This window comes from Ensifer sp. ENS06, assembly GCF_014852205.1.
Taxonomy (GTDB): Bacteria; Pseudomonadota; Alphaproteobacteria; order Rhizobiales; family Rhizobiaceae; genus Ensifer; species Ensifer adhaerens.
The window spans coordinates 172,887-198,677 of record NZ_JACVBC010000007.1; the positions used below are offsets into that span (position 1 = coordinate 172,887).

General features: G+C 63.7%; 21 protein-coding genes. 8 read left to right on the forward strand and 13 right to left on the reverse strand.

Annotated features, from left to right (window positions below):
- Window position 1: 1 nt before the first annotated feature.
- Window positions 2-2,083: a penicillin-binding protein 1C gene (gene pbpC / locus IB279_RS23455; protein ID WP_192339854.1), complete on the forward strand. Its 2,082-nt coding sequence runs from the start codon at window positions 2-4 to the stop codon at window positions 2,081-2,083.
- Here pbpC and IB279_RS23460 read toward each other — a convergent pair.
- On the reverse strand, window positions 2,073-3,749 hold the full coding sequence (locus IB279_RS23460; RefSeq protein ID WP_309139239.1) for an ATP-binding protein: 1,677 nt from the start codon (window positions 3,747-3,749) through the stop codon (window positions 2,073-2,075). The two genes, pbpC and IB279_RS23460, sit on opposite strands and share 11 nt — an antisense overlap.
- A gap of 188 nt (window positions 3,750-3,937) precedes the next feature.
- Here IB279_RS23460 and IB279_RS23465 point away from each other — a divergent pair, with 188 nt between their 5' ends.
- From IB279_RS23465 to hpaH, 3 genes are all read left to right on the forward strand, one after another.
- The gene (locus IB279_RS23465) at window positions 3,938-4,597 is read left to right on the forward strand and encodes a response regulator transcription factor (RefSeq protein ID WP_034799397.1); all 660 of its coding nucleotides are present in this window, start codon (window positions 3,938-3,940) and stop codon (window positions 4,595-4,597) included.
- Between the two features lie 207 nt (window positions 4,598-4,804).
- Window positions 4,805-5,419: a LysE family translocator gene (locus IB279_RS23470; RefSeq protein WP_060521686.1), complete on the forward strand. Its 615-nt coding sequence runs from the start codon at window positions 4,805-4,807 to the stop codon at window positions 5,417-5,419.
- 72 nt (window positions 5,420-5,491) lie between these two features.
- Window positions 5,492-6,295, forward strand: coding sequence for a 2-oxo-hept-4-ene-1,7-dioate hydratase (gene hpaH, locus IB279_RS23475; RefSeq protein WP_034799390.1), 804 nt, complete (start codon window positions 5,492-5,494; stop codon window positions 6,293-6,295).
- Window positions 6,296-6,337: 42 nt separating this feature from the next.
- Here the strand turns inward: hpaH and IB279_RS23480 are convergent, their stop codons facing one another.
- The 4 genes from IB279_RS23480 to gcl form a co-directional block, all read right to left on the reverse strand.
- Window positions 6,338-7,606, reverse strand: a complete 1,269-nt coding sequence (locus IB279_RS23480) for a glycerate kinase (RefSeq protein ID WP_113188052.1) — start codon at window positions 7,604-7,606, stop codon at window positions 6,338-6,340.
- 238 nt (window positions 7,607-7,844) lie between these two features.
- On the reverse strand, window positions 7,845-8,729 hold the full coding sequence (locus tag IB279_RS23485; protein WP_034799385.1) for a 2-hydroxy-3-oxopropionate reductase: 885 nt from the start codon (window positions 8,727-8,729) through the stop codon (window positions 7,845-7,847).
- A gap of 5 nt (window positions 8,730-8,734) precedes the next feature.
- A complete protein-coding gene (hyi, locus tag IB279_RS23490; RefSeq protein ID WP_060530281.1) occupies window positions 8,735-9,550 on the reverse strand; it encodes a hydroxypyruvate isomerase in 816 nt (271 codons plus the stop codon).
- A 77-nt stretch (window positions 9,551-9,627) separates the two neighbouring features.
- On the reverse strand, window positions 9,628-11,412 hold the full coding sequence (gene gcl / locus IB279_RS23495; protein ID WP_034799378.1) for a glyoxylate carboligase: 1,785 nt from the start codon (window positions 11,410-11,412) through the stop codon (window positions 9,628-9,630).
- Window positions 11,413-11,583: 171 nt separating this feature from the next.
- On the opposite strand from gcl, the gene IB279_RS23500 reads away from it, so the two are divergent.
- Window positions 11,584-12,405: an IclR family transcriptional regulator gene (locus tag IB279_RS23500; RefSeq protein WP_034799375.1), complete on the forward strand. Its 822-nt coding sequence runs from the start codon at window positions 11,584-11,586 to the stop codon at window positions 12,403-12,405.
- 89 nt (window positions 12,406-12,494) lie between these two features.
- Here IB279_RS23500 and guaD read toward each other — a convergent pair whose 3' ends face one another.
- The gene (gene guaD, locus IB279_RS23505) at window positions 12,495-13,847 is read right to left on the reverse strand and encodes a guanine deaminase (RefSeq protein ID WP_034799372.1); all 1,353 of its coding nucleotides are present in this window, start codon (window positions 13,845-13,847) and stop codon (window positions 12,495-12,497) included.
- Window positions 13,844-15,082 (reverse strand): urate hydroxylase PuuD, encoded by a 1,239-nt coding sequence (locus IB279_RS23510; RefSeq protein ID WP_034799370.1) that lies wholly within the window; start codon window positions 15,080-15,082, stop codon window positions 13,844-13,846. The genes guaD and IB279_RS23510 overlap by 4 nt, the downstream gene beginning before the upstream one ends.
- A 147-nt stretch (window positions 15,083-15,229) precedes the next feature.
- On the opposite strand from IB279_RS23510, the gene IB279_RS23515 reads away from it, so the two are divergent.
- Window positions 15,230-16,144, forward strand: coding sequence for a LysR family transcriptional regulator (locus tag IB279_RS23515; RefSeq protein WP_034799367.1), 915 nt, complete (start codon window positions 15,230-15,232; stop codon window positions 16,142-16,144).
- Between the two features lie 181 nt (window positions 16,145-16,325).
- Here the strand turns inward: IB279_RS23515 and IB279_RS23520 are convergent, their stop codons facing one another.
- Together IB279_RS23520 and IB279_RS23525 are read right to left on the reverse strand one after the other, a co-directional pair.
- Window positions 16,326-16,994, reverse strand: coding sequence for a hypothetical protein (locus IB279_RS23520; protein WP_162770703.1), 669 nt, complete (start codon window positions 16,992-16,994; stop codon window positions 16,326-16,328).
- Window positions 16,995-17,263: 269 nt separating this feature from the next.
- Window positions 17,264-18,190, reverse strand: a complete 927-nt coding sequence (locus tag IB279_RS23525; protein WP_060586163.1) for a LysR family transcriptional regulator — start codon at window positions 18,188-18,190, stop codon at window positions 17,264-17,266.
- A 94-nt stretch (window positions 18,191-18,284) separates the two neighbouring features.
- Between IB279_RS23525 and IB279_RS23530 the strand changes: the two genes are divergently transcribed.
- A complete protein-coding gene (locus IB279_RS23530; protein WP_060586160.1) occupies window positions 18,285-19,094 on the forward strand; it encodes an NAD(P)H-dependent oxidoreductase in 810 nt (269 codons plus the stop codon).
- Between the two features lie 12 nt (window positions 19,095-19,106).
- On the opposite strand, the gene xdhC is transcribed toward IB279_RS23530, so the two are convergent.
- From xdhC to uraH, 4 genes are read right to left on the reverse strand one after another with little or no spacing between them, the layout of a single operon-like run.
- Window positions 19,107-19,973 carry a xanthine dehydrogenase accessory protein XdhC gene (gene xdhC / locus IB279_RS23535; protein WP_090426596.1) on the reverse strand — a complete coding sequence of 289 codons (867 nt, stop codon included), beginning with the start codon at window positions 19,971-19,973 and terminating at the stop codon, window positions 19,107-19,109.
- Window positions 19,974-19,991: 18 nt separating this feature from the next.
- Window positions 19,992-22,331 carry a xanthine dehydrogenase molybdopterin binding subunit gene (gene xdhB / locus IB279_RS23540; RefSeq protein ID WP_113186991.1) on the reverse strand — a complete coding sequence of 780 codons (2,340 nt, stop codon included), beginning with the start codon at window positions 22,329-22,331 and terminating at the stop codon, window positions 19,992-19,994.
- 11 nt (window positions 22,332-22,342) lie between these two features.
- On the reverse strand, window positions 22,343-23,824 hold the full coding sequence (gene xdhA, locus IB279_RS23545; protein ID WP_113186992.1) for a xanthine dehydrogenase small subunit: 1,482 nt from the start codon (window positions 23,822-23,824) through the stop codon (window positions 22,343-22,345).
- Between the two features lie 3 nt (window positions 23,825-23,827).
- Entirely contained in the window at window positions 23,828-24,199 is a 372-nt protein-coding gene (gene uraH / locus IB279_RS23550; RefSeq protein WP_113186993.1) for a hydroxyisourate hydrolase, read from the reverse strand.
- A gap of 172 nt (window positions 24,200-24,371) precedes the next feature.
- Here uraH and puuE point away from each other — a divergent pair, with 172 nt between their 5' ends.
- On the forward strand, window positions 24,372-25,787 hold the full coding sequence (gene puuE / locus IB279_RS23555) for an allantoinase PuuE (RefSeq protein ID WP_112983435.1): 1,416 nt from the start codon (window positions 24,372-24,374) through the stop codon (window positions 25,785-25,787).
- Window positions 25,788-25,791: the final 4 nt, after the last annotated feature.

Below are 25,791 nucleotides of genomic sequence, written 5' to 3' on the forward strand. Positions count from 1 at the left end.
CATGTCGATTGGGCGCAAACTGCTGATCGCCTTGCCCGTCTGCCTGCTGGTGACGGGGCTGACGGGCTTTGCGATCGAAAAGGCTGACGAGGCCTTCCCGCCGCCGCTTGCGGAGGCGGACGTCGTCTCGCGCGAGGTGGACGACGCCAACGGACAGCTCTTGCGCGCCTTCGCAACGCCGGATGGCCTCTGGCGACTGAAGACCACGGTCGACGATGTCGATCCGCAGTTCCTGAAGATGCTGATCGCCTACGAAGACCAGCGTTTTGAGGAGCATTCCGGCGTCGATATCTTGGCGCTTGGCCGCGCCGCGCTTCAATTCGTCAGCAATGGCCGGATCGTCTCGGGCGCCTCGACGCTTTCCATGCAGGTCGCCCGGCTGATCGAGCCGCGGCAGCAGCGCTCGATAACCGCCAAGCTGTTGCAAATCGCACGCGCGATCCAGATCGAGCGACGGCTATCGAAGGACCAGATCCTCAATCTCTATCTCACCCATGCGCCTTATGGCGGCAATATCGAGGGTGTGCGCGCCGCGAGCCACTCGTGGCTAGGCAAGGAGCCGAAACGGCTGACGGCCGGCGAAGCGGCCCTGCTCGTGGCACTACCGCAATTGCCGGAGAAGCGCCGCCCGGACCGCAACCATGCCGCCGCTGTCGCCGCCCGCGAACGGGTGCTGACGCGTCTCGCCGTTGCTGACGTGATTGGCGACGGCGAAGCGGAACGCGCAATCGCCACGTCCGTTCCGTCGCGCAGGCTGCAACTCCCGGCCTATGCCGCGCACCTCGCCGAACGGGCGTTGCGCAAGGACCCGCGGGCGGTTCGGCATGAGACGAGCTTGCGCCTTGCCGTCCAGCGCAACCTCGAAGCCGTGGCAAAGGAAGGGGCAGCCAAGCTCGGACCGAAGGTTTCGGTCGCCATGGTGATGGCCGATGCGAAGACCGGAGAGATCGTCGCTTCGGTCGGATCGGCCGACTATTTCGATGCGAGCCGCTCCGGCTGGATCGACATGACGCGCATCACGCGTTCGCCGGGCTCCACCCTCAAGCCCTTCATCTATGGCCTTGCCTTCGAAGAAGGGCTCGTCAGCCAGGAAACGATCATCGAGGACCGGCCGGCGGACTTCTTCGGCTACCGCCCACGCAACTTCGACATGAGCTACCAGGGCGATGTCAGCGTGCGCGAGGCGCTGCAATTGTCTCTGAACGTTCCGGCGATCCGCCTGCTCGACGCGGTCGGCCCGGCCGAGCTGATGATGCGCTTTCGCCGCGGCGAGGTGAAGCCGGCACTTCCTGCCGGCGAAGCACCCGGCCTTGCGATCGGTCTTGGCGGCGTCGGACTTTCCCTGCGCGATCTCGTGCAGCTCTATGCGGCGCTTGCCAACCGCGGCTTCCCGCTCCGGCTCGGCGACGGCGTTGAGGGCAAGGCGGGCCTGATCGAAGCGGAACCGGTGCTTTCGCCGGTCGCCGTCTGGAATGTCTCCGACGCGCTCTCCGGCGTGTTGCCGCCCGCTGGCAGTCGCCAGCGCGGCATCGCCTATAAGACCGGCACCAGCTACGGCTACCGCGATGCCTGGTCGGTCGGCTATGACGGCCGCCATGTGCTCGGGGTCTGGGTCGGACGGCCCGACAATGGCGCGGTTCCCGGTCTCACCGGCTATGGCAGCGCCGCCCCCATTCTCTTCGAAAGCTTCGCCAAATCCGGCTTCGGCATCACGCCGCTGCCCGATGCGCCGGCCGGCGCGATCCGCATTTCTCAAGCCGAACTGCCGATCAGCCAGCGCCGCTTCTCGCTGACGGCAAGCGGCCTCGTCAACGCTTCGGCCCGCGAGCCGGCACCGCAGATCGTGTTTCCGCCCGAGGGCGCACGCGTCGAGCTCAGTGCGAACCATCAGGCGCTTTCGCCGCTGACACTCAAGCTCCAAGGCGGACGCGCGCCGTTCCGCTGGCTTGCCAATGGCAAGCCTCTGCCGGAGCTCACCCGCCGGCGGGTCACGCAGTGGCAACCGGATGGTGCCGGCTATTCGACGCTGACGGTGATCGATTCCGTCGGCCGCGCCGCCAGCGTGCGCGTCTTCATCGAGTAACAGTGCGGATCTCGCGTGCCGCGTCTTCAGCCCGCTCGGCGAGGAGCGCTTCGATCTCCTCCTCCAGCCGCACCGCATCGAGCGGCTTGTGGAGAAGACGGTGGCCGCTTGCGGTCACTTCCTTCAGCCGCGCCGGCGACGTATCGCCGGAAAGGATCAGCGCCGGCACCTCCCGCCCGAGATAGGCCCTGATCTCCCGGATCGCACCGATCCCGGTCTTGCCGGCCTCGAGACGGTAGTCGGTGATGACAAGATCGACCGGCACCTCTCCTAAGCGCGCAGCCTTCGCAAGCTCCTTTCGGGCCCCGGCAGCCGAACGCCCGGCATAGACCGCATAGCCGAGCGTGCGGAGCAACAGCGCCGTCGCATCCAGCGCGTCGCGCTCGTCGTCGATGACGACGATGCCCCCATGCTGCGTCGCAGCGGCCGGATGGGCGCGTCCGGGCTGTGCCAGCGAAGGCGGCGCAACCACCGGCAAAGTGATGGAAAACATCGAACCGCGGCCCTCCGTCGAGACCACCTTGACCGGGTGGCCGAGCAGAGCGGCGGTACGCTGGACGATAGCAAGGCCGAGCCCGAGCCCTTGCGCCCGGTCGCGCGCCGGGTTCTGAAGCTGTACGAACTCCTCGAAGATTGCGTCCTGTTCGGACGCCGGGATGCCGACACCGGTGTCCCAGACCTGCACCTCCAGCGCAGCACCGCGGCGTCGGCAACCGATCAGCACCGTGCCGGTCCGCGTGTAGCGGAAGGCATTGGAAAGAAGGTTGTCGAGGACGCGCTTCAGCATCATCGGGTCGGTATCGACCCAGACATCCGTCATCACCACGCGCCATCCGAGGCCCTGGTCCTTCGCAATGCCGGAGAACTCCGCCTTGAGGTCGTGGAACAGTCGCCGTAGGGACACCGGTTCGCGCGCGACGGTCACGATTCCCGCGTCAAGCTTGGAAATGTCGAGCAGCGCATCGAGCAGACCGCCGAGATTACCGATGACCGAGCGCGCGCGATCGGCGAGGTCGCGCGCGCTCTTGGCCGGAACGTCACCGTTGCGACCGAGTGCCGCCAGCGTCGAGGTGAAAAGGCTGAGGGCGTGGATCGGCTGACGCAGGTCGTGGCTTGCGGCAGCGAGGAACCGCGACTTGGAGCGATCGGCGCTCTGCGCCTTGTCGCGCTCTGCCTCAAGGCTGGTGATCAGCGACAGATTCTCGAAACGCAGCCGCACCGTTTCGGCAAGCGTCCTGTGGGTAACGCGGCTGTAGTAGAGGTCGACGCCGAAGAGGCAGATGGTGAAAATCAGATAGGTGTCGTAGATCGGCCCTTCGCCGAGGAAGCAGCGGATCGCGAAGGGCAGGAGGATCGCAACCAGCGAGCCGGCATAGGCGAGCGGAAAGGCAGACAGCGACGGCACCGCGCCGCTGGCAATGCCTGTGATCACGATGCAGACGAAGGCAAGCGTCTGCGGCTCGTCCGGATGGAAGGCAAACCAGCCAAGCGCGCCCCAGAGACCGCTGGAAACCCACGAAAGCAGCGTGAAGCGCCAGGCCCATCGCCGCCAGTCCCGCGTCCGCCCTTCATCGGTCTGACGCCGATATCGCCAGTCGAGAAGAATGCGGGCGAACGTCAGCAGATAGAGTGCGGCACCCCATGAAAACAGCAGATCCCACGACACAAGATCGCGCAGGACATAAGCAACCGGCAGTGGAATTGCGAAATTGGCAAAAAGCACCGCGTAAGATTGACGAAATAATAAGCCTATCAGGAGAGGTTGCAGGTGTTCGCGAGTCTCCATTGCCGCTCCTGTCTCGATGCAACGCCATGTCCGCGGAGAATTGCCGATTTCGATGAAGGATTGCTTACATGCGCAAACTGCTGACGATCGTGGTGGCAGACGATCACGCCATCGTTCGCGAGGGCCTGAAGCTGCTGCTCTCCACCATGGACCACGTATCGGTGGTTGCGGAAGCGGCCGACGGCGAGACGCTGACGACCATCGTTCGCGCCAGCAGTCCTGATCTGGTGATCCTCGACCTCGGCATGCCGGGGGTTGCCGGCGTGCAGTTCATCAACGAACTCCGGGCGGTCGCGCCGCGCATGAAGATCCTGGCGCTGACCGCAAACATCGAGCCGCGAACCGTGCGGGCCGTGATCGCCGCCGGGGCCAGCGGTTACCTGACGAAGACCGGCGACCCGGCCGAACTGAATGCAGCACTCGACGCAATGCTGCGAAACGAAATTTATCTCAGCCAATCGGTTCGTTTCGCCATCGACGATCCCCGCAGCCACCAGCCGCCGCCGACAACCGATACGGCGCTCTCCCCCATCCCCCTCACCCGCCGCGAAATGCAGATCCTCTCTCTCGCCGCCCAGGGGCTGACCGCGCGCGAGACCGCCGATCGCCTCGGTATCAGCCCGCTCACGGCCCGCAAGCATCGCGAGAACCTGATGCGCAAGCTCAGTCTGCACAACACGGCAGAGATCGCGGCCTATGCGCTGCGCATCGGCCTGCCGATCGGTTGATATCGCAGTCCTCGCCGGTCTTTCCGGAAGTCACCTTCCCTTAACCACGGCAAAACAGGCGATCCTGCCACAACGCCGAAATACGGCACCTGCCGTATGTCAATCGGATACAACCAAGCGTAGTTCTCCCGCTCTATCGCGCCACCGAGATGGTTCGACGCCAAGACGTCGGCCCGGGGCGTTCCGGCTATTTCGGGAGGAGCCCCCATGCCGTCGCTGGAGCATTGGATTTCGTTCGCACTGGCAACGGCGATTTTCGCCTTCATGCCGGGTCCTGCCATTCTCTATATGACGGCGCAGACGTTGGCGCATGGCCGCAAGGCCGGCCTCCTGGCGGCGCTCGGCATTCATATCGGCTGCTACGTCCACATCGCCGCCGCGGCGCTCGGGCTTGCCGCCCTGCTTCACCATGCACCGCTTCTCTATGGGGCGATCAGGCTTGCCGGCGCCGTCTATCTGGTCTGGCTCGGCGCGACCATGCTGCTCGGAGTCGGCAAACATGCCGCCCACGCCGAGGCTGCGAAACCCGGCGTCCTGCGCGACAGCATCGTGGTGGAGGTCCTCAATCCCAAGACCGCCTTGTTCTTCGTGACCTTCCTGCCGCAGTTCGTGGATCCGGCCGTGGCGATGCCGATGTCGCTGCAGTTCCTGATGTTCGGCCTGCTGGTGAACCTTGCCCTGTCGGTCGCCGATATCGCGGCCGTCTTCCTCGCCTCCTTCACGCTCGGTCGGCTGGTTGGTGGCGCCGGCAATCTTGTTCCGCGCACCTGCGGTTCGATCCTCATCGGCCTCGGCCTGATGCTGGCAAGTCAGCCGATCTGATCGCCCAAAGACGGTGCGCGCGCCGGGTCCGACCTTGGTGTATCCTTAAGGACGCTGAAGTCGGGGGGCGCCATGCTGAATGCAACCGAGATCGCCAAGGCCGCCGAAAGCCTGCATCAGGCCGAACGCGATCGAAAACAGATCGGGCTCCTCTCGCTCAAGCATCCCGAAATGACGGTCGACGACGCCTATGCGATCCAGGCGGCTCTGGTCCGGCGCAAACGCGACGACGGCCACCGCATCATCGGCTGGAAGATCGGGCTGACGTCCAATGCCATGCAGCAGGCGCTCGGCATCGACACGCCCGATTCCGGCGTGCTCTTCGACAACATGCTGTTCGACGACGGCGCAAGCATACCCGCCGATCGCTTCATCCAGCCACGGGTCGAAGCGGAGATCGCGTTCATCATGAAAACCGGGCTCAAAGGCCCGCGGGTCAACATCGTCCAGGTCCTGAACGCCACGGATTATGTCATGCCGGCGCTGGAAATTCTCGACAGCCGGATCGTCCGCACGGATCCGAAAACAAAGAAGGCGCGCATCCTCGTCGATGCGATCGCCGACAATGCCGCCAATGGCGGCCTCATCCTCGGCGGCCGCGCCGTGCGCCCCGATACGGTCGACATGCGCTGGATGGGGGCGATCGTCTCGCGCAATGCGGTGATCGAGGAAACGGGACTTGCGGCCGGTGTGCTCAACCATCCGGCGCGCGGCATCGCCTGGCTCGCCAATCGTCTCGCGCAATGCGGCGACGCGATCGAGCCCGGCCAGATCGTTCTCTCAGGCTCTTTCATCCGCACGCTCGAAGCCAGGAACGGCGACACGATCGTCGCCGATTTCGGCGCTTATGGCTCGGTCAGTTGCCACTTCGCGTGAAGTGTATAACGACAGGCAGGCTACACACCCGCCGCGCGGATATCACTGCACCAGGATGGCGCGGAAGTCGTTGACGTTGGTGCCCGTTGGCCCCGGCTTGAAGAGATCGCCGAGCGCATCGAACGCCGACCAGCTGTCGTTCTTCTGCAGGAATGTCGCGGCATCCAGCCGTTGCGCCGCGAGGCGGGCGATGGTGGTGTCGTCGGCGAAAGCGCCGGCGTTGTCCTCGGAGCCGTCGATGCCGTCGGTGTCTGCGGCCAGCGCCGAGACCCCTTTGGCACCGTCGATGCCGAGCGCCAGCGCCAGCAGGAATTCGCTGTTGCGTCCGCCCTTGCCCTTGCCGCGGATGGTGACGGTCGTCTCGCCGCCCGAGAGAACGACGACCGGTTTGGTGAACGGTCGACCGCGGCCGACGACTTCCCGGGCGATCGCCGCATGCACACCGCCAACGTCGCGCGCCTCGCCCTCGATCGCATCGGAAAGAATGATCGCGTCGATGCCGGCGGCACGCGCCTCTGCAGCCGCGGCCTCGAGCGAGACGGATGCGGATGCGATCAGCCGGACTTCGTTACGGGCAAAACGCGGGTCATCAGGAGATGGCGCGGCGCTTTCCGGGCTATTGATCCACGCCATAACCTTTGCCGGCAGGTTCAGACTGTAGCGCTCGATCAGCGTCAGCGCATCCTCGCGCGTGCTGGCGTCCGCCAGTGTCGGGCCGGAGGCGACCAGCGCCGGATCGTCGCCCGGAATATCGGAAACGATCAGCGAAACGACCTTGGCCGGATAGGCCGCGGCAGCCAGCCGACCGCCCTTGATCATCGAGACGTGCTTGCGCACGGCATTCATGGCGCTGATCGGCGCGCCGGAGGCAAGCAACGCCCGGTTGACGGCGATCTCGTCTTCCAGCGTCAAGCCGGGTGGTGGCGAGGGCAAAAGCGCCGAGCCACCGCCGCAGACGAGCGCGACGACAAGATCGTCCGCCGTCAGGCCGCCGACTTCGGCGAGCAAGCGCTTCGAGGCCAGTAAACCGTTTTCATCAGGCAGGGGGTGCGACGCTTCCAGCACCTCGATCGTCTCGCATGGGGCAGCATAGCCATAGCGGGTGACGATCACGCCCGAGATCGGACCATCCCAATGGCGTTCGAAGGCGGCTGCCATCTGGGCCGCACCCTTGCCGGCCCCAACCACCACCGTCCGCCCCTTCGGTCGCGCCGGCAGGTTGGCCGCGATCACTTTCTCCGGATCAGCCGCGGCAACGGCCGAGGTGAACAGCGCTTCGAGGAAACGGCGTGGATCGGTGATGGTTGGCATTGGTCTCCCCCTGGAGGATGTCGCGTCGCTCCATCCTTATATGTCATCCCAGCGCAAATCGCGGTTGGAACTGCATGAAAGTCTCGGGCGGCGGTTCCTCCAACCGCCGCCCGGACGCATGACCGGTCCGGCACAATGGGACGCCGGACGAGTCATGCGCATTTAAGGTCGTCGCCTGATCTTTTCAAAGCGGCGCAATTCCTAACGGAAAACCGCTTCGCACGTTCCCTGGAATTGCTTAGGCAACCTGGTGGTTCGCCATGCGCTCCAGCGCCCGGACGAGGCCGGAGTGGTCTAGGCCGCTGTCGCCGTTGGCTGCGCAGTTGTTGAAGAGTTCCTGCGTTGCCGCCGTGTTCGGCAGCGAGATGCCGAGCGACTTGGCACCCTGGAGAGCCAGGTTGAGGTCCTTCTGGTGCAGCGAGATGCGGAAGCCCGGATCGAAGGTGCGCTTGATCATGCGCTCGCCGTGAACTTCGAGAATGCGCGAGGAGGCAAAGCCGCCCATCAGCGCTTCGCGGACGCGCGCCGGATCAGCACCCGCCTTGGAGGCGAAGACAAGCGCTTCCGAGACCGCTTCGATCGTCAGCGCAACGATGATCTGGTTGGCGACCTTGGTGACCTGGCCGTCGCCGCAATCACCGACGAGCGTGATGTTCTTGCCCATCAACTTCAAGAGCGGCAGGGCGCGGTCGAAGCTCTCCTGGGCGCCGCCCGCCATGATCGAGAGCGAAGCATTCTTGGCGCCGACTTCGCCGCCGGAAACCGGGGCGTCGATGTATTCGGCACCGGTCTCGCGAACTTTCTTGGCGAATTCCTTCGTCTCGATCGGCGAGATCGAGCTCATGTCGATGACGAGCTTGCCCTTGGAAAGACCGTAGGCGACGCCGTTTTCGCCGAAGAGAACATCCTTGACCTCAGGGGTATCCGGCAGCATCAGGATGATGGTGTCGACGGTTTCGGCCAACGCCTTCGGCGAGTCGACGAACTTGAGGCCGTTGTCGAGCAGCTCCTGGCGCGGCGGGATGACGAACTTCGAGGTGACGATGGTGTGGCCGGCATCCTGCAGGTGGCGCGCCATCGGCGTGCCCATGATACCCAGTCCAATGAAACCGATTGTTGCCATGGTGTTTAGCTCCTGATCTTGATGATGTCTGCGGATTGGGTGCGCTGGCGCTCGGCGCCGAGCCAGCCAAGGCCCTCGGCAGTCGTGGTGCGCGGCTTATATTCGCAACCGATCCAGCCGTCGTAGCCGGCCGCTTCCAGCGCGTCGAAGACGAAGGGATAGTTGATCTCGCCGGTGCCCGGCTCGTTGCGGCCCGGATTGTCGGCAAGTTGGACATGAACGATGCGATCGGCAAAGCGTTTGTAGGTGCCGATCAACTCGCCCTGCGTGCGCTGCTGGTGGTAGAGGTCGTACTGGATGAACAGGTTGTCGCTGCCGACCTCCTCAATGATCGAAGCCGCCTGCTCGACCGTGTTGAGATAGAAGCCCGGAATATCGAAGTCGTTGATCGGTTCGATGAGCAGGCGAATGCCCTGCTTGCCGAGTTCGCTTGCAGCAAGCTTGAGATTGGCGACCAGCGTGTCGCGCAGCACCTGTTCAGAGACACCGTGAGGCGCGATGCCAACCAGGCAGTTGACCTGCTTGCAGTCGAGCGCCGTCGCGTAGTCGATGGCGCTCGCCACGCCTTTGCGGAACTCGTCGACCCGGTTAGGCAGGATGGCGATGCCGCGTTCGCCGCTCGCCCAGTTGCCGGCCGGCAGGTTGTGCAGAACTTGGGTCAGGCCATGGCGCTGAAGCTCTGCGCGCAGGCTCACCTTTTCGAATTCGTAGGGAAACAGATATTCCACGCCCTCGAAGCCGGCCTTGGCAGCAAGGGCGAAACGATCGAGGAACGGCACCTCGTTGAACAGCATTGTCAGGTTCGCAGCGAACTTCGCCATGCGATGTTTCCTCCTTGTGTTTGTCTTGTGAGCGATGCGGGCGGCGGAGCGCCCGCATCTCCTCAGTCATTCAAGGCTCAGTCGAGCAGGGCCGTGATCGCGGTCGGCACGTCCTCGCCGCGCAGCGCCAGTTCCTCGAACTCGACGACTGCATTGATGTCGGCGCCCATGGAGATGTTGGTGACGCGCTCGAGGATGAACTCGATGACGACGGGAACCTGGTGCTCGTCCATCAGCGCGCGCGCCCGGTCGAAGGCTTCCTGGAACTCGTTCGGACTGCGCACCCGGATCGCCTTGCAGCCGAGACCTTCGGCAACCGCGACGTGGTCGACGCCGTAACCCTTCTCCGCATCGCCCGACGCGTTGATGTTGTCGAAGGCGAGGCTGACTTCGAAGTCCATGTTGAGACCGCGCTGCGCCTGGCGGATGAGGCCGAGATAGGAATTGTTCACGACCACATGCAGGTAAGGCAGCTTGTGCTGGGCGCCGACAGCCAGTTCCTCGATCAGGAATTGGAAGTCGTAGTCGCCTGAGAGTGCCACGATCGTCCGGTCCGGATCGGCAGCGCGAACACCGAGGGCCGCAGGCAAGGTCCAGCCGAGCGGTCCGGCCTGGCCGCAATTGATCCAGTTGCGCGGCTTGTAGACGTGCAGGAACTGGGCGCCGGCGATCTGGCTGAGGCCGATGGTCGAAACGTAGCAGGTGTCGCGGCCGAAGGCCTTGTTCATCTCTTCATAGACGCGCTGCGGTTTCAGCGGCGTCTGGTCGAAGTGGGTCTTGCGCAGCATGGTGCGCTTGCGCTCGCGGCACTCTTCCGCCCAGGCGGACCAGTCACGCAGCTTGCCCGCCGTCTTCCATTCCGTCGCGACATCGAGGAAGAGCTTCAGCGCAGCGCCGGCATCCGAGACGATACCGAAATCGGGCGCGAAAACGCGGCCGATCTGCGTCGGCTCAATGTCGACGTGAACGAACTTGCGGCCTTCCGTGTAGGTCGGAACGTTGCCGGTGTGGCGGTTTGCCCAGCGGTTGCCGACGCCGAGCACGAAGTCGGAGGCCAGCATGTTGGCATTGCCGTAGCGATGCGAGGTCTGCAGGCCGCACATGCCGGCCATCAGCGGATGGTCATCCGGGATCGTGCCCCAGCCCATCAGCGTCGGAATAACCGGAATTCCGGTGATTTCGGCAAATTCTGTCAGAAGGTCCGATGCATCGGCGTTGATGATGCCGCCGCCGGCAACGATCAGCGGGCGTTCCGCTTCGTTCAGCATCGCGATCGCCTTCTCGGCCTGGGCCCGCGTCGCCTTCGGCTTGTAGGCTTCAAGCGGCTGGTAGGTGTCCGGATCGAATTCGATCTCGGCAAGCTGGACGTCGACCGGCAGGTCGATCAGCACCGGGCCGGGACGGCCGGAGCGCATGATGTGAAACGCCTTCTGGAAGACGAAGGGAACGAGCGCCGGCTCCATGACGGTAACCGCCCACTTGGTGACCGGTGCTGCGATCTTGGCGATATCGACAGCCTGGAAATCTTCCTTGTCGAGACGGGCGCGCGGCGCCTGGCCGGTGATGCAGAGGATCGGGATCGAATCCGCCGAGGCCGAATAGAGGCCGGTGATCATGTCGGTGCCGGCCGGGCCCGACGTGCCGATGCAGACTCCGATATTGCCGTGCTTGGCGCGCGTATAGCCTTCGGCCATGTGGGAAGCGCCTTCGACGTGGCGCGCCAGGATATGACGAACCGAGCCGCGCGCCTTCAGCGCCGAGTAGAACGGATTAATGGCGGCACCCGGTACGCCGAAGGCACAGTCGATGCCTTCCTTTTCCAGAACAATAACAGCCGCGTCAACGGCACGCATCTTAGCCATGGGAACTCCTCCAATTTCCTGAAACAATAATCCATTATCGTCGATACGCAACACGCAAATGGAATTCATTTCCATCATGTGGAAATAAAGATTTTCAATAATTCGGAGAAAATCGCGGCATGGCCTGATAGAGGATGATGGGCGAGACACGTGATTTGCAGAGAGGCTTTTATGGACGGCAACGGCAGGGGAAAACGCGGACGCAAGGCGGGCGAGAACGCCGCCCCTTCATCCGTCCAGGTGCTTGATCGCAGTCTCGCCCTTTTGACGGTCGTGGCCGAAGGCGACGGCTCAACCCTCACCCAGCTCGCCGACGAGACCGGCATGGCGCCGTCGACCGTGCACCGGCTGCTGGCAACGCTTGCCGGCCACGGCATGGTGATGCACGACCCGGACACGGGCGCCTGGACAGTCGGTTTGAAGGCGTTCGAGATCGGCAACGCCTATCTGCGCTTCCGCAAGCTCGGCACCATCAGTCGGCCGTTTCTAAAAGGACTGATGGAGGAAAGCGGCGAGACGGCGAATATCGGCATCGAGGAAGGCGGCGACGTCGTCTTCATTTCGCAGGTCGAAAGCCACGCGCCGATGCGCGCTTTCTTCCGTCCCGGCCGCCGCGGTCCGGTTCATGCCTCCGGCATCGGCAAGGCCATCCTGTCCACCTGGTCCGACAAGGAGATCGCCCAACTGCTCCACGGTCGCGAACTCGCGCATTTCACCGACAAGACGCGCGATACGCTGCCGGCGCTGCTGAAGGATATCCAGGAGATCCGCCACCGCGGCTGGTCGGTCGACGACGAGGAGCACACGCTCGGCATGCGCTGCGTCGCCGCTCCGATCTTCAACGAATATGGCGAAACGATCGCCGGCATATCCATCTCGGGCCCGTCGGTCCGCGTCAGCGATCAGAAGCTCTCAACCTTCGGCCCCATCGTGCGCGAACGCGCGGATGCGCTGACCAAGGCGATGGGCGGCAAGCGACCGGAAGAGCTTTAAACCCCGACCAACAGAAACGCCGCGCGTCCGATCCGGACACGCGGCGTTATAATAAGCAATGCTGGCGAGCCAGCAGGGGCGGACGCGCCTTAGGCCGTTTCGAGGCTCTTTACTGCCGAGGTGGCTGCGTCCTTCGCAGCGCGTGCAGCTCCCTTCATCGGCTTGCCGGCGACATAGGTCTCGGCCACGCATCGGTCGTCACCCATCGTCTGCAGGATGAAGAGTTCCTCGACAAGCGAACCGGCAACCCGCATGCGCAAGTCCATCGACGGCTTGGCGCGGCTATCAAGCACCACGATATCGGCATCGGCGCCGACATGCAGCGAGCCGATACGGTCGTCGAGATCGAGCGCCCGGGCGTTGCCGAGTGTCATGCGGTAGAAGGAGTTGAATGGCGTCAGCCGCTGGCCCTGCAGGTGCAGAACCTTGTAGGCCTCGTCCATCGTCTCCAGCATCGAGAAGCTGGTGCCGGCGCCGACATCGGTCGCGACCGACCAGCGGGCGCCGAGCTTGTCGAAGCGATCGCGATCGAAGAGACCCGAGCCGAGGAACAGGTTCGAGGTCGGGCAGAAATTGCCGACGGCACCGGTTTCGGCGAGTACCGAAATCTCGCGGTCGCTCAGATAGATGCAGTGGCCGAGCAAGGTCTTGCGCGTCAGCAGATCGTAGCGCGCGTAAATGTCGGTATAGTCCTTCGCTTCCGGATAGAGCGACGTGGCGAAGGCGATTTCGTCCCTGTTTTCAGAGAGATGCGTCTGGACGTAGCACTCCGGATGCTCGGCGACGAGCGTGCGGCTCGCCTCCATCTGCTCCGGCGTCGAGGTGATGGCAAAGCGCGGGCTGATAGCGTAGTGCGCGCGGCCACGGCCGTGCCACTTGGCAATCAGCGCCTTCGTCTCGTCATAGCCCTGCTGCGCCGTGTCGCGCAGCGCATCGGGCGCATTGCGGTCCATCATCACCTTGCCGCCGATCATCAGCATGCCGCGCGCTTCAGCGGCCCCGAAATAGGCGTCGACGCTCTCCGGATGCACCGAGCAATAGGCGGCCGCCGTCGTCGTGCCGTTCGCCAGAAGCTCATCCAGGAAACGGCCGGCGATGAAGTCGGCATGCTCCGGTTTGCGGAACTTCTGCTCCTCGACGAAAATGTAGGTGTTCAGCCATTCGAGAAGCTGGGCGCCGTAGGAGGCGATCGCCTGCGTCTGCGGGAAATGCAGATGCGTATCGATCAGGCCTGGCAACACCAGATGAGGGCGATGGTCGGCGACCTTGACGCCGGCACCGGCACGACGGGCGACATCGGCATGATCGCCGATATCGGCGACCTTGCCGCCGCGCACGAGCACGGCGCCGTCTTCGAAGTAGCGATAGGAGGTGGTGTCGTCGATGCCCTTTGGTTCCTCGACGAAGGTCAGCACACGGCCGCGGATCAGCAGATCGGTCATTGGGTCTTTCCTCCATTCACGACGGATTCGTACCAGGCGACGAGCAGCTGCCGCTCCTCGTCCGATACGCCGGTGACATTGGCGGGCGGCATCGCGTGGCTGCGGCCGGCCTGCAGGTAGATTTCACGCGCGTGATTGGCGATCTCAGTGTCGGTCTCGAGCATCACGCCCTTCGGCGGGACGACGATGCCCTCCCAGCCCGGCTCCTTGGCATGGCACATGGAACAGCGGCCAAGCACCGTGTCGCGGACCTTCGGAAAGGCTTCCGCGGTGACGAACGGCTGTTGCGCGGCGGAAATCTTCGCCTCCTCGCCGCCGGCAAGAATCTTCGGCACGGTCGACAGCCACATGATGACGACGAAGAGCAGCGCGGTTACGAGCCAGGTCCAGGTCGGGTTGCCCTTGTTCGCGTGACGGGTGTTGAAATAGTGGCGGATGGTCACGCCCATCAGGAAGACCAGCGAGGCGATGATCCAGTTGTACTGGGTACCGAACGCCAGCGGATAGTGGTTCGACAGCATCAGGAACAGAACCGGCAGCGTCAGGTAGTTGTTGTGGGTCGAGCGCTGCTTGGCGATCACGCCGTACTTGGCGTCGGGCGTGCGGCCAGCGATCAGGTCGCCGACGACCACCTTCTGGTTCGGAATGATGATGAAGAAGACGTTGGCCGACATGATCGTTGCGGTAAACGCACCGAGATGCAGGAAGGCTGCGCGGCCGGTGAAGAGCTGCGTGTAGCCCCAGGCCATGCCGACCAGAATGAAGTAGAGCAGCACCATCAGTCGGGTGTTGTCGCGACCGAAGGGCGACTTGCAGATCGTATCATAGGCGAGCCAGCCGAAGGCAATCGAGCCGAGCGAGATGGCGATTGCCACCGGCTTCGAGACGTCGAGCACGTTCGGGTCGATCAGGTAGAGGTCGGCGCCGGCATAGTAGACCAGGCAGAGCATGCCGAAGCCGGAGAGCCAGGTGACGTAGGACTCCCATTTGAACCAGATCAGGTGCTCCGGCATGTTGGCCGGCGCAACCAGGTATTTCTGGATGTGGTAGAAGCCGCCACCGTGCACCTGCCATTCTTCGCCATAGGCGCCGACCGGCAGGCCGGGATGTTTCTTCAGACCGAGGTCGAGGGCGACGAAGTAAAAGGACGAACCGATCCATGCAATGGCGGTGATGACGTGCAGCCATCTCACGGCAAAGGTCAGCCAATCCCAGGCGATGGCATAGTCGTACATGAAATTCTCCCATTTCTCCTCGGACCATTATGTGTCATTGCTGGAGGTCGCGGGAACGTCGCTGCTTCACCAACACTTTCAAAAAAATCTATAAAATAGCGACGGAATGGATAGGCTAGAGAGAGCCTGAAGGAGTGGGACGGAGGCATGTCTTATCTGGACAATGTGCGCGTCTTCGTACGCGTCGTAGAGCTTGGAACCCTGTCGGCAGCGGGTCGCGACCAGCGCGTGACGCCGGCGGTTGCAAGCAATAGAATCAAAGAGTTGGAACGCCATATGGGCGTTCGCCTGTTCAATCGGACGACGCGCAAGCTGACCCCGACGGAGCACGGTCGCGTCTTTTACGACGGCGCGGTGAAGATCCTCGAGGCTGTCAACGAAGCAGAAAATGCGATCGCCGATCTCTCGCGCAATCCGAAGGGCGCGCTGAAGATTACCGCTCCTTTGGGGATAGGTCGGCGGCTGATTGCATCGGGCATTCCGGAGTTTCACGACAAGTATCCCGACATCGAAGTGCGGCTTCGCCTGTCGGACCACAATGTCGATATCCTGTCGGAAGGCGTCGACGTCGCCTTCAAGCTCGGCATCCTCGAAGATTCGAACCTGCGCATGCGCGGCATCATGAATTGCGAGCGCGTTGTCTGCGGTGCGCCTGCCTATTTCGAGAAGCGGGGCATCCCTCAGACGCCCGACGCACTCATCGCCGACAAGCACGACTGTCTGCTGCTCAGGTATCCCGGTTCGAAAGAGTATTTCTGGACGCTCCAGACCATGGAAGGCGTGCGCAAGCTCGAAGTCACCGGACCCTATGATTCCGACGACGGCGACGTCCTGACGCAGTGGGCGCTCGACGGCCGCGGCATTATCAACAAGCCGCTGTTCGAGGTGAAGGCGCACATCAATTCCGGCGCACTCGTGCCGATCCTCGTCGACACGCCGCCGCTCAGCGTGCAGCTTGCGGCGATCTATCCGCACAAGCGGTTCCAGGACCCGAAGGTGCGACTGATGATCGATTACATGGCCGAGCGCTGTCAGCGCCTGATCAACGGAATGCTGGCCTGACCGTTCGTCTTCCGGCCGCTTCGGCCTGGACCAAGGAGCAAGACTGCACACCCTAGGCATCCTGCCGGCGGCTCCTATCGACGGAGAGCCGATTCTTTCGCCCGGTGCCGGGCGATCTCAACGTGGTTTGCAAAAGAAAGAAGGCGCGCCGATGCGGCGCGCCCTCAATATTTTTCAGAGATCAGCGTTTCACGTCGCTGTGCTTCGACTTGCCGGGAACTCCGTCACCGCCGCCGTTGCCGAAGCCGTTGTTGGCGTGCTTGGGCTTGCCGCCACCGCCGCCGTCACCGCCGGTGCCGCCACCGTCACCACCCGTGCCGCCGCCATCGCCGCCGGTACCACCACCGTCGCCACCGGTGCCGCCGCCATCGCCACCAGTGCCGCCGCCATCACCGCCCGTGCCACCACCGTCACCGCCCGTGCCGCCGCCATCGCCACCGGTGCCGCCGCCATCACCGCCCGTGCCACCACCGTCGCCACCGGTGCCGCCGCCATCGCCACCAGTGCCACCACCGTCACCGCCCGTGCCACCACCGTCACCACCGGTGCCGCCGCCATCACCGCCCGTGCCACCACCGTCACCACCGGTGCCACCGCCATCGCCGCCCGTGCCGCCATCACCACCGGTGCCGCCCGTGCCGCCATCGCCCCCCGTTCCACCGTCACCGCCGGTACCACCCGTACCGCCATCACCGCCCGTACCACCATCACCACCGGTGCCGCCCGTGCTGCCTTCACCACTGGTAGTACCCCCATCGGCGTGGGCAACGCCGATCATGAACGGCGCGCTATAGTGCGTCAGCACCGCGAATGCCGTGGACAAGAGCAGAGCACGCGTCAGTTTCTTCATAGTCGTCTCCCGATCTGATGCGTCCCCGTCTCTGTGCAATTGCGTAAAACGCGATTTGTCTGAAAAGCACTAAAGAAAATCCTGGACGCGTTACTTCCGCTAAGGTCGACCTCAGCGTCAACCTTATTTTAGAAACTACTGATGATAGACAGATCCGGAAGCAAAGGGTAAGCGACACATTTGTGGTATGGCTTACGGCGCACGGGTCATGCAACCGATCCATTCGGGTTAGGGATCACGCTGTCGCAGCTGGCGGACGGCCGAGGCCGCTAGGCTCTGGACCTCTCGATCCCCGGAAGGTTGCCGATCGCCTCGACCAGGAAATCAACCAACAGACGAACACGGGCGATGCCAGAGCGTTCCGGCACGATCAGCAGGCTGAGCGGCACCGCAGGCAATGAATAGTCCGGAAGCAGCGGCACCAACAGGCCGGCCTCGATCAGATCGTCGACGAGCCATCGGTGGGCAGGCGCGATGCCCCGGCCGGCGACGAGGGCCTCACGTGCAGCAAGCCCATGATCGATGCGAAGGCGTCCACCGAAGGGCACGGACAGATGCCGCCCGTCTGTGGCTTCGAAGTTGAGCCTTTCACTGCCGGCAATGTTCGACATGCGGATCCCCTCATGCGCCGAGAGGTCGCTTGGGGCGCGCGGAAATCCGCGCGCGGCCAGGTAGGCCGGAGCAGCCACCAGAAGACGCCGGCTCTGCCCAAGCGGCCTAAGCTTCATGGAGCTGTCGCTAAGCGGCCCGAGCCGCAACGCGACGTCGATGCCTTCCCGCACGAGGTCGATGCGCTCGTCGGTCAGGCTCAGATCGACGCCGATGTCGGGATGCCTGTCCTGGAAAGCAAAGATCAGCCGGGTAACGTGCAGCACTCCCAATGCGGACGTGCAGGACACACGAATGGTACCGGCAGCAGCCCCACGCGCACCGCGCGCTTCGTCGCCGGCCTGTTCTACCAGTCGCAGGATCTGGACGCTATCGGCGTAGTAACGGCTGCCTTCGTCGGTCACCGTGACGCGACGGGTGGTGCGGCTAAGCAGCGGCACGCCGATCGCTTCCTCGAGCTCTCGCAGCTGCCGCGTCACCGTCGACTGGCCGATGCCGAACTCACGCGCAACAGCCGAAAGACTGCCCCGCTCGGCGACGCGCACGAAGGTGCGCATGCGTTCAAGCGTAACATCAGACTTATCCATTTTTCGGCATGATCCTATGCATTTCGAATATCTACCGCATAGGGATGGGGCGGTCTACCTAGAGTCTCAGTTGATGGCACCGAGGATATCGACCATGAAAGTTCTGCTTGTTTATGCCCACCCCGAACCGCGTTCACTGAACGGCGCGCTGCGCGATATCGCCGTCAAGACGCTTGAGGCGGAAGGCCATGAGGTTCGTGTCACCGATCTCTATGCCGAGGGATGGAAGTCCGAGATCGGTCGCGCCGATTTTCCGGCCCTTGCCCCCGATGCCCGGTTCAAGCCGAGCCGCGCGTCGAAGGAGGCCTTTGCCACCGATACGCTGACCGCCGACGTCAAGACCGAGCAGGAAAAGCTGCTCTGGGCCGACGCGCTGATTCTGCAGTTTCCGCTGTGGTGGTATTCAATGCCGGCGATCCTGAAAGGCTGGGTCGACCGCGTCTATGCCTATGGTTTTGCCTATGGCGTCGGCGAGCACAGCGACAAATATTGGGGCAGGCGCTTCGGCGAGGGAACGCTGGCCGGCAAACGCGCCATGCTTGTCGTGACGACGGGCGGCTGGGAGGAGCACTATTCGCCGCGGGGCGTGAACGGGCCGATCGACGACCTGCTCTTCCCGATCAACCACGGGATCCTCTTCTATCCCGGTTACGACGTGCTCCCGCCGTTCGTCGCCTACCGCGTAGACAGCCTTGACGACGCTGGTTTTCAAGCCACGGCGGAACAACTGAAAGAAAGAATGCACACGCTCGCGACAACTGCGCCCATTCCCTATCGCCGGCAGAACGGCGGGGACTATGCAATCCCGACGCTTGAACTCCGACCGGAGGTCGGCGACCCGCGCATCAACGGCTTTGCGCTCCACCTCAACGGTGCGCACCGGGGCGAAACGGCGCTCCGCTGACGGGCGGATTTGCTAACGAGCAAGCTTGGCGGCAGCCGGCCGACGCGAGATGTCCGCTTGCACCGGCTGGCGAAAATTGAGCGCAGCCGCCATGACTTCGGCGGCGGCAAGCGCAGCGATCACCGCTGGCCGCTTGTCCTTCACCGTCGTGCCGCCGATCGGGCAGACCAGCCGGTCGAAGAGGTCCGGTCGACCGATCTCGCGCGACAGCCAGTTCTTGAAAGTGGAGCGCTTCGTCTTCGACCCGATCATACCGACATAGGAGGCATCGTCGCGGCGAAGCGCTTCTGCCGCGATCAGGAAGTCGAGCGCGTGGTCGTGGGTGAGGATGACGAAGGCGCTGCCGGGGGGCGCGTCGCGCACCACTGCCTCCGGCATCGCCGTCAGGCAGGTCTCGATGCCGGGAATGTCGGCAACGGCCGAAAGCTCATTCTCGCGGGTATCGACGAGAACGGTGCGCACCGGCACCAGGGAGAGCGCCATCGCCAGTGCATCGCCGACATGGCCCGCGCCGAAGACATAGACATGCGGCCGGCTGGCGATTTCCAGGTCGCTGCGTTCAATCAGCATGGCGGCTTTCTCCCGATCGATTCGTGTGAAGGCAAGCGCCACGCGCCCGCCGCAACACTGGCCGATCTCCGGTCCGAGCGGGATCGTCATCGCCTCCGGCGCGTCGCCACGCTTCAGCGCCCGCCGGCCATGGTCGATCGCCATGTATTCGAGTTGCCCGCCGCCGATCGTGCCGAACAGGCTATCGGCGGCGACGAGCATCCAGGCGTCGGTATCGCGTGGCGTCGAACCGGCGGCACCGGTCACCTCCACAAGCACGCAGTCGCGCTCGCGTCGGAGAAAGTCCCTGATATCCTCGCGGCTCGCCACCATGACAATCAGCCCCTGTTACCCTTTCTGCCGTGCGGCCGCCCGCAGCCGCTCGATCGCCATCAGCACCCTTTCCGGCGTTGCCGGCGCATCAAGGCGCGGTGCTATACGATACTCCGCAACGCTCGCGGCCGCCATCGACAAGGCTTCCAGCACGGAGATGCCGAGCATGAAAGGCGGTTCGCCGACAGCCTTCGAGCGGCGAATCGTTTCTTCGCGGTTGACCGACCACTCGGCAAGCCGGGTGTTGAAGACGCGTGGCCGATCCGAAGCCAGCGGGATCTTGTAGGTCGAGGGCGCGTGCGTGCGCAGCCGGCCCTTGGCATCCCACCAGAGCTCTTCCGTCGTCAGCCAGCCCATGCCCTGAACGAAGGCGCCTTCGACCTGACCAAGATCGAGCGCCGGGTTCAGCGAGCGGCCGACATCGTGCAGGATGTCGGTGCGGTCGACCTGATATTCACCGGTCAGCGTATCGACGCTGACCTCGGAGCACGAGGCGCCATAGGCGTAGTAGAAGAACGGCCGGCCCCGGCCTTCGGCGCGGTTCCAGTGGATCTTCGGCGTCTTGTAGAAACCGGCGGCCGAAAGCTGGATGCGGGCGCCATAGGCGATCTTGATGAACTCGTTGAAGCTCAAGCGTTCCGCTCCGATCCGCACCACGTTCGGTTCGAAGGCGACATCGGCCTCGGCGACGTTCCAGCGCTCGGCAGCAAACTTGACCAGCCGTTCCTTGATCTGTTGGGCGGCATTGGCAGCGGCCATGCCGTTGAGATCGGAGCCGGAGGACGCCGCGGTTGCAGACGTGTTCGGCACCTTGCCGGTCGTCGTCGCCGTCACCTTGATCCGGTCGAGATCAACCTGGAACTCGTCGGCCACCACTTGGGCGACCTTGGTATAGAGCCCCTGCCCCATCTCGGTGCCGCCATGGTTCAGATGGATCGAACCATCCGTATAGACATGCACCAGCGCGCCGGCCTGGTTGTACTCGGTCTTGGTGAAGGAGATGCCGAACTTTACCGGCGTCAGCGCGATGCCGCGCTTTACCACATTGTTCTCGCGGTTAAACGCGATCACCGCTTCGCGACGCTTGGCATAATCCGCCGAGGTTTCCAGTTCCTCGATAATGCGGCCGATGATGTTGTCTTCCACGGTCTGGTGATAGGGCGTGAGGTTTCGTCCCTCGCCGCCGTAGAAGTTCAGCTTGCGGATTTCCAGCGGATCCTTGCCGACGGCATAGGCGATGTCCTCGATCATTCGTTCGCCACCGACCATCCCTTGAGGGCCGCCAAAACCGCGGAACGCGGTGTTGGAAACGGTGTTGGTCTTCAGCGGACGCGAGCGCAGTCTCACGTTCGGATAGAAATAGCAGTTGTCGGCATGGAAGAGCGCACGGTCGGTCACTGGACCGGAGAGATCGGCCGAGTAACCGCAGCGTGCCGAAAAGACAGCGTCCACCGCCTCGATGTGCCCCTCGTCGTCGAAGCCGAGCTTGTAGTCTACGTGGAAGTCGTGACGCTTGCCGGTGGCGCTCATGTCGTCGTCGCGGTCCGGCCGAACCTTGACCGGGCAGCGGTATTTCTTGGCCGCGACGGCCGCGACGGCGGCGAAAATGTTGGCCTGGGTTTCCTTGCCGCCGAAACCGCCGCCCATGCGGCGCACATTCACGGTGACCGCGTTCGACGGCACGCCAAGCACGGTCGCGACCATGTGCTGCGTCTCGGCCGGGTGCTGGGTCGAGGAATAGACGAGCACCTCGTCGTCCTCACCGGGAATGGCAAACGAGATCTGGCCTTCCAGATAGAAGTGGTCCTGGCCGCCGATGCGCATCTCGCCTTCGAGAATGTTCTTCGCCTTGGCAAAGCCGGCGTCGATGTCGCCACGCTCGAGCTTCAAGGGATCGATGACCAGCGGATAGTTGGCGGCAGCCGCTTCGAGCACGTCGGTCACATGCGGCAGGTCGCGATACTCGATCTTGACCTTGGCGGCCGCGCGCCGCGCCGCTTCGCGCGACGTGGCGACAACCGCGAAGATCGGCTGGCCGTGGAACTCCACCTTGTCGGTGACGAAGATCGGTTCGTCGTGCTTGTGCGCCGGGCTGATGTCGTTTTCACCGGGAATGTCGGCGGCCGTCAGAACGCCGATCACGCCTTCGCTGGCGTTCACGGCCTCAAAGTCAATCGACAGGATGTCGGCGTGCGCCCGCTGCGAGAGGCCGAGATAGCCGTGCAGGGTGCCCTGGGGTTCAGGAATGTCGTCGATATATTCGGCCGTTCCGGACACATGCTTGTGGCCGGACTCGTGCCGTTCGTTTTCGTGTACGCCGCCGCGGATGCGGTCGATGGGCTGCATCACGTTCATGGCTTCCTCCCTTAAACCGCGACAGCAATGGTGCGATCGAGACGGAGCTGGCCGCCACTCGACTGCGTTTCGAGATAGAAGCGGCGAAGCAGGTTCTTCGCCACCAGTTGGCGGTACTCCGCCGAAGCGCGCCAATCGGTGAGCGGCGTGAAGTCCTGATCGAAGGCTGCGACAGCGCGCTCGACCGTCTCCTCGTTCCACTCGGCGCCTTTTAGCACCGCCTCCACATGAGCGGCTCGCTTCGGCGTAGCGGCCATGCCGCCGAAGGCGATGATGGCGTCGCTGACCCGACCTGCCTCGAAGGCGATGTTGAAGCCGCCGCAGACGGCGGTAATGTCCTCATCCAGACGCTTCGTCACCTTGTAGACGGCCACGCGCGCGTTATCGGAAACGAAAGGAATGCGCACGCTTTCCACGAACTCGCCCGGCTCGCGGTCCTGCTTGCCGTAGGCGATGAAGAAGTTCTCGAGGACGACCGTGCGGCGGCGATCGCCCTTGCGCAGCGTGATCGCAGCGCCAAGCGCGATCAGCGCCGGCGGGGTGTCGCCGATCGGCGAGCCGTTGGCAATGTTGCCACCCACGGTGCCCATGTTGCGGACCTGCTGGCCGCCGATGCGGTCCCAAAGCTCGGTCAGTGCAGGGAAGTGCGCGACGATAACAGGGTAGGCTTCGGCGTAGCTGACGCCGGCGCCGAGCGTCACGCCGTCGGCATCGACCGTGATGCGGCGCAGTTCTTCAAGATGGGTCAGGTGAATGACCGGTGAGATGTCGCGCATGAATTTGGTGACCCAGAGGCCGACATCGGTCGAACCGGCAACGATCGTCGCCTTCGGGTTGGCTTCGAGCACGGCCGCGAAATCATCGACCGAGCCCGGAAGAATGAAGCGTTCCGTCTCCGAGCCGATTTCCACGCGACGGCCATCCTGAAGTGCTGCCAGTTCGCCTGCGATCCGGTCGCGTTCGGCAACCAGCGGATCCTTGCCGATGTCGCCAATCGTCGAGATCGCCTCGGCGGCGCGGATGATCGCGGCATAGCCGGTGCAGCGACACAGATTGCCCTGCAGCGCCTTTTCGATTTCGGCGATCGACGGCTTCGAGTTCTCCATCCAGAGGCCATAGAGCGACATCACGAAGCCCGGCGTGCAGAAACCGCACTGCGAGGCATGCGTGTCGACCATTGCCTGCTGCACCGGATGCAACGGGCCAGCCGGCTGCGCCAAACTATCCACCGTCACGATATGACAGCCGTCGAGCGAGCCGACGAAACGGATGCAGGCATTGACGGATTCATACTTGAGCTTGCCGTCGAGCAGGCGGCCGATAAGCACGGTGCAGGCACCGCAGTCGCCCTCGGCGCAGCCTTCTTTCGTGCCCTTCAGATTGCGGTCGATGCGCAGAAAATCGAGCAGAGTCTGAACCGGCGAAACATCGGCAAGTTCGACGAGGCGGTGGTTCAGGATGAAGCGGATGGTGTTGCGGATTTGGATCGTCATTGCTCAGCTCCCGCGATAGGTGGAGTAGCTATAGGGCGAAAGCAGCAGCGGCACGTGATAGTGCGCGCCCTGGTTATCGATGCCGAAGCGGATTGGGATCACGTCGAGGAACGGGTTGTCACCGCGCTTGGCTGCGCCGCCGAGATAATCGCCCGCATGGAACTGCAGCTCGTAGGTGCCGGTCTGCATGCACTCGCCGCTCAAAAGCGGCTCGTCACAGCGGCCGTCGTCATTGGTCTTGACGGACTTGATATGCGTCTGGCGATCGCCATCGACCCGGTAGAGCTCGATGCGCAGCCCTTCGGCCGGTTTGCCGCTGGCCGTATCCAGCACGTGCGTCGTCAAACGGCCGGCGTTTCCACCCTGAGATTGCATAGTTTTCGCTCCTCCCGAAGTCAGCTTTCCACCTCGCAGTATTCCGGCATTCCCACCCGCTTGGTAGCGACCGGATCATTCGAGACTTTCAAATTTTTTGGGGGGAATGGCTCGAAACAAATGCCGCTAGAAATTGGATGCAGAGACGAAAATGTCTGGAGGAGCTGCTTAGATGAGATACCCCCGCGATCTTCACGGCCACGGCCCGAACTTCAAGATCACATGGCCCGACGGCGCGCGGATCGCCGTGCAATTCGTCATCAATTACGAGGAAGGCGGCGAGAACTGCGTGCTGCACGGCGACGCAGCCTCCGAAGCATTCCTGTCGGAAATCGTCGGTGCGCAGGCCTGGCAGGGCCAGCGCCACTGGAACATGGAATCGATCTACGAATATGGCGCGCGCGCCGGCTTCTGGCGGCTGCATCGCATGTTCACCGAGCGCGGCGTGCCGGCGACCGTCTATGGCGTCGCAACCGCGCTGAAGCGCTCGCCGGAACAGGTCGCCGCCATGCAGGACGCCGGCTGGGAAATCGCCTCGCACGGCCTGAAATGGATCGAACACAAGGACTTTTCGCCGGAGCGCGAGCGCCAGGAGATCGCCGAAGCGGTCCGGCTGCACACCATCGTCACCGGAGAGCGCCCGCGCGGCTGGTACACGGGGCGCTGTTCCGACAACACGCTCGACCTGGTGACCGAAGCCGGCGGCTTCGACTACGTATCGGACGCCTATGCCGACGACCTGCCCTATTGGCATGAGCATGCGGGGCGCCATCAGCTGGTCATCCCCTACACGCTCGACAGCAACGACATGCGTTTTGCCACGCCGCAGGGTTTCAACAGCGGCGACCAGTTCTTCAGCTACCTCAAGGACAGCTTCGACGTGCTCTACGCCGAAGGTACGGCCGGTGCGCCGAAGATGCTGAGCATCGGGCTGCACTGCCGCCTCGTCGGCCGGCCCGGCCGCGCCGCGGCACTCGCCCGCTTCCTCGATTATGTGCAGGGCCACGAGAAGGTGTGGCTCGCAAAACGCGTCGATATCGCCCGCCACTGGGCCGAAAACTACCCGTACAAGGCCTGGGACGATCGTCCGTCGCGGCTTGGCGAAGAGGCGTTCGTCGCCAGGTTCGGCGGCGTCTTCGAACATTCGAAGTGGATCGCGAAGCGCGCCTTCCAGGGCGAACTTTCGCCGGCCAACGACACCGCGATCGGCCTTGCCGCCGCCCTTTCCGCAGTCTTCCGCGAAGCTTCGGCCGAGGAGCGGCTTGCCGTGCTGATCGCCCACCCCGATCTCGCCGGCAAGCTGGCACAGGCCAAGCGCCTGACCGAAAGCTCGACCAACGAGCAGGCCGGTGCCGGCCTCGATGCGTTGACCGATGCCGAGCGTGAACGCTTCACCACGCTCAACGCCGCCTATGTCGAGAAGTTCAAGTTCCCGTTCATCATGGCGGTCAAGGGGCGCAGCAAGGACGAGATCCTCGCCGCCTTCGAAAGCCGGATCGGCAACGATCGCGATACGGAGTTCGAGACCGCGTGCCGGCAGGTGGAGCGGATCGCCTATCTGCGCCTCAAGGACATGCTGCCGAGCTGAGGGT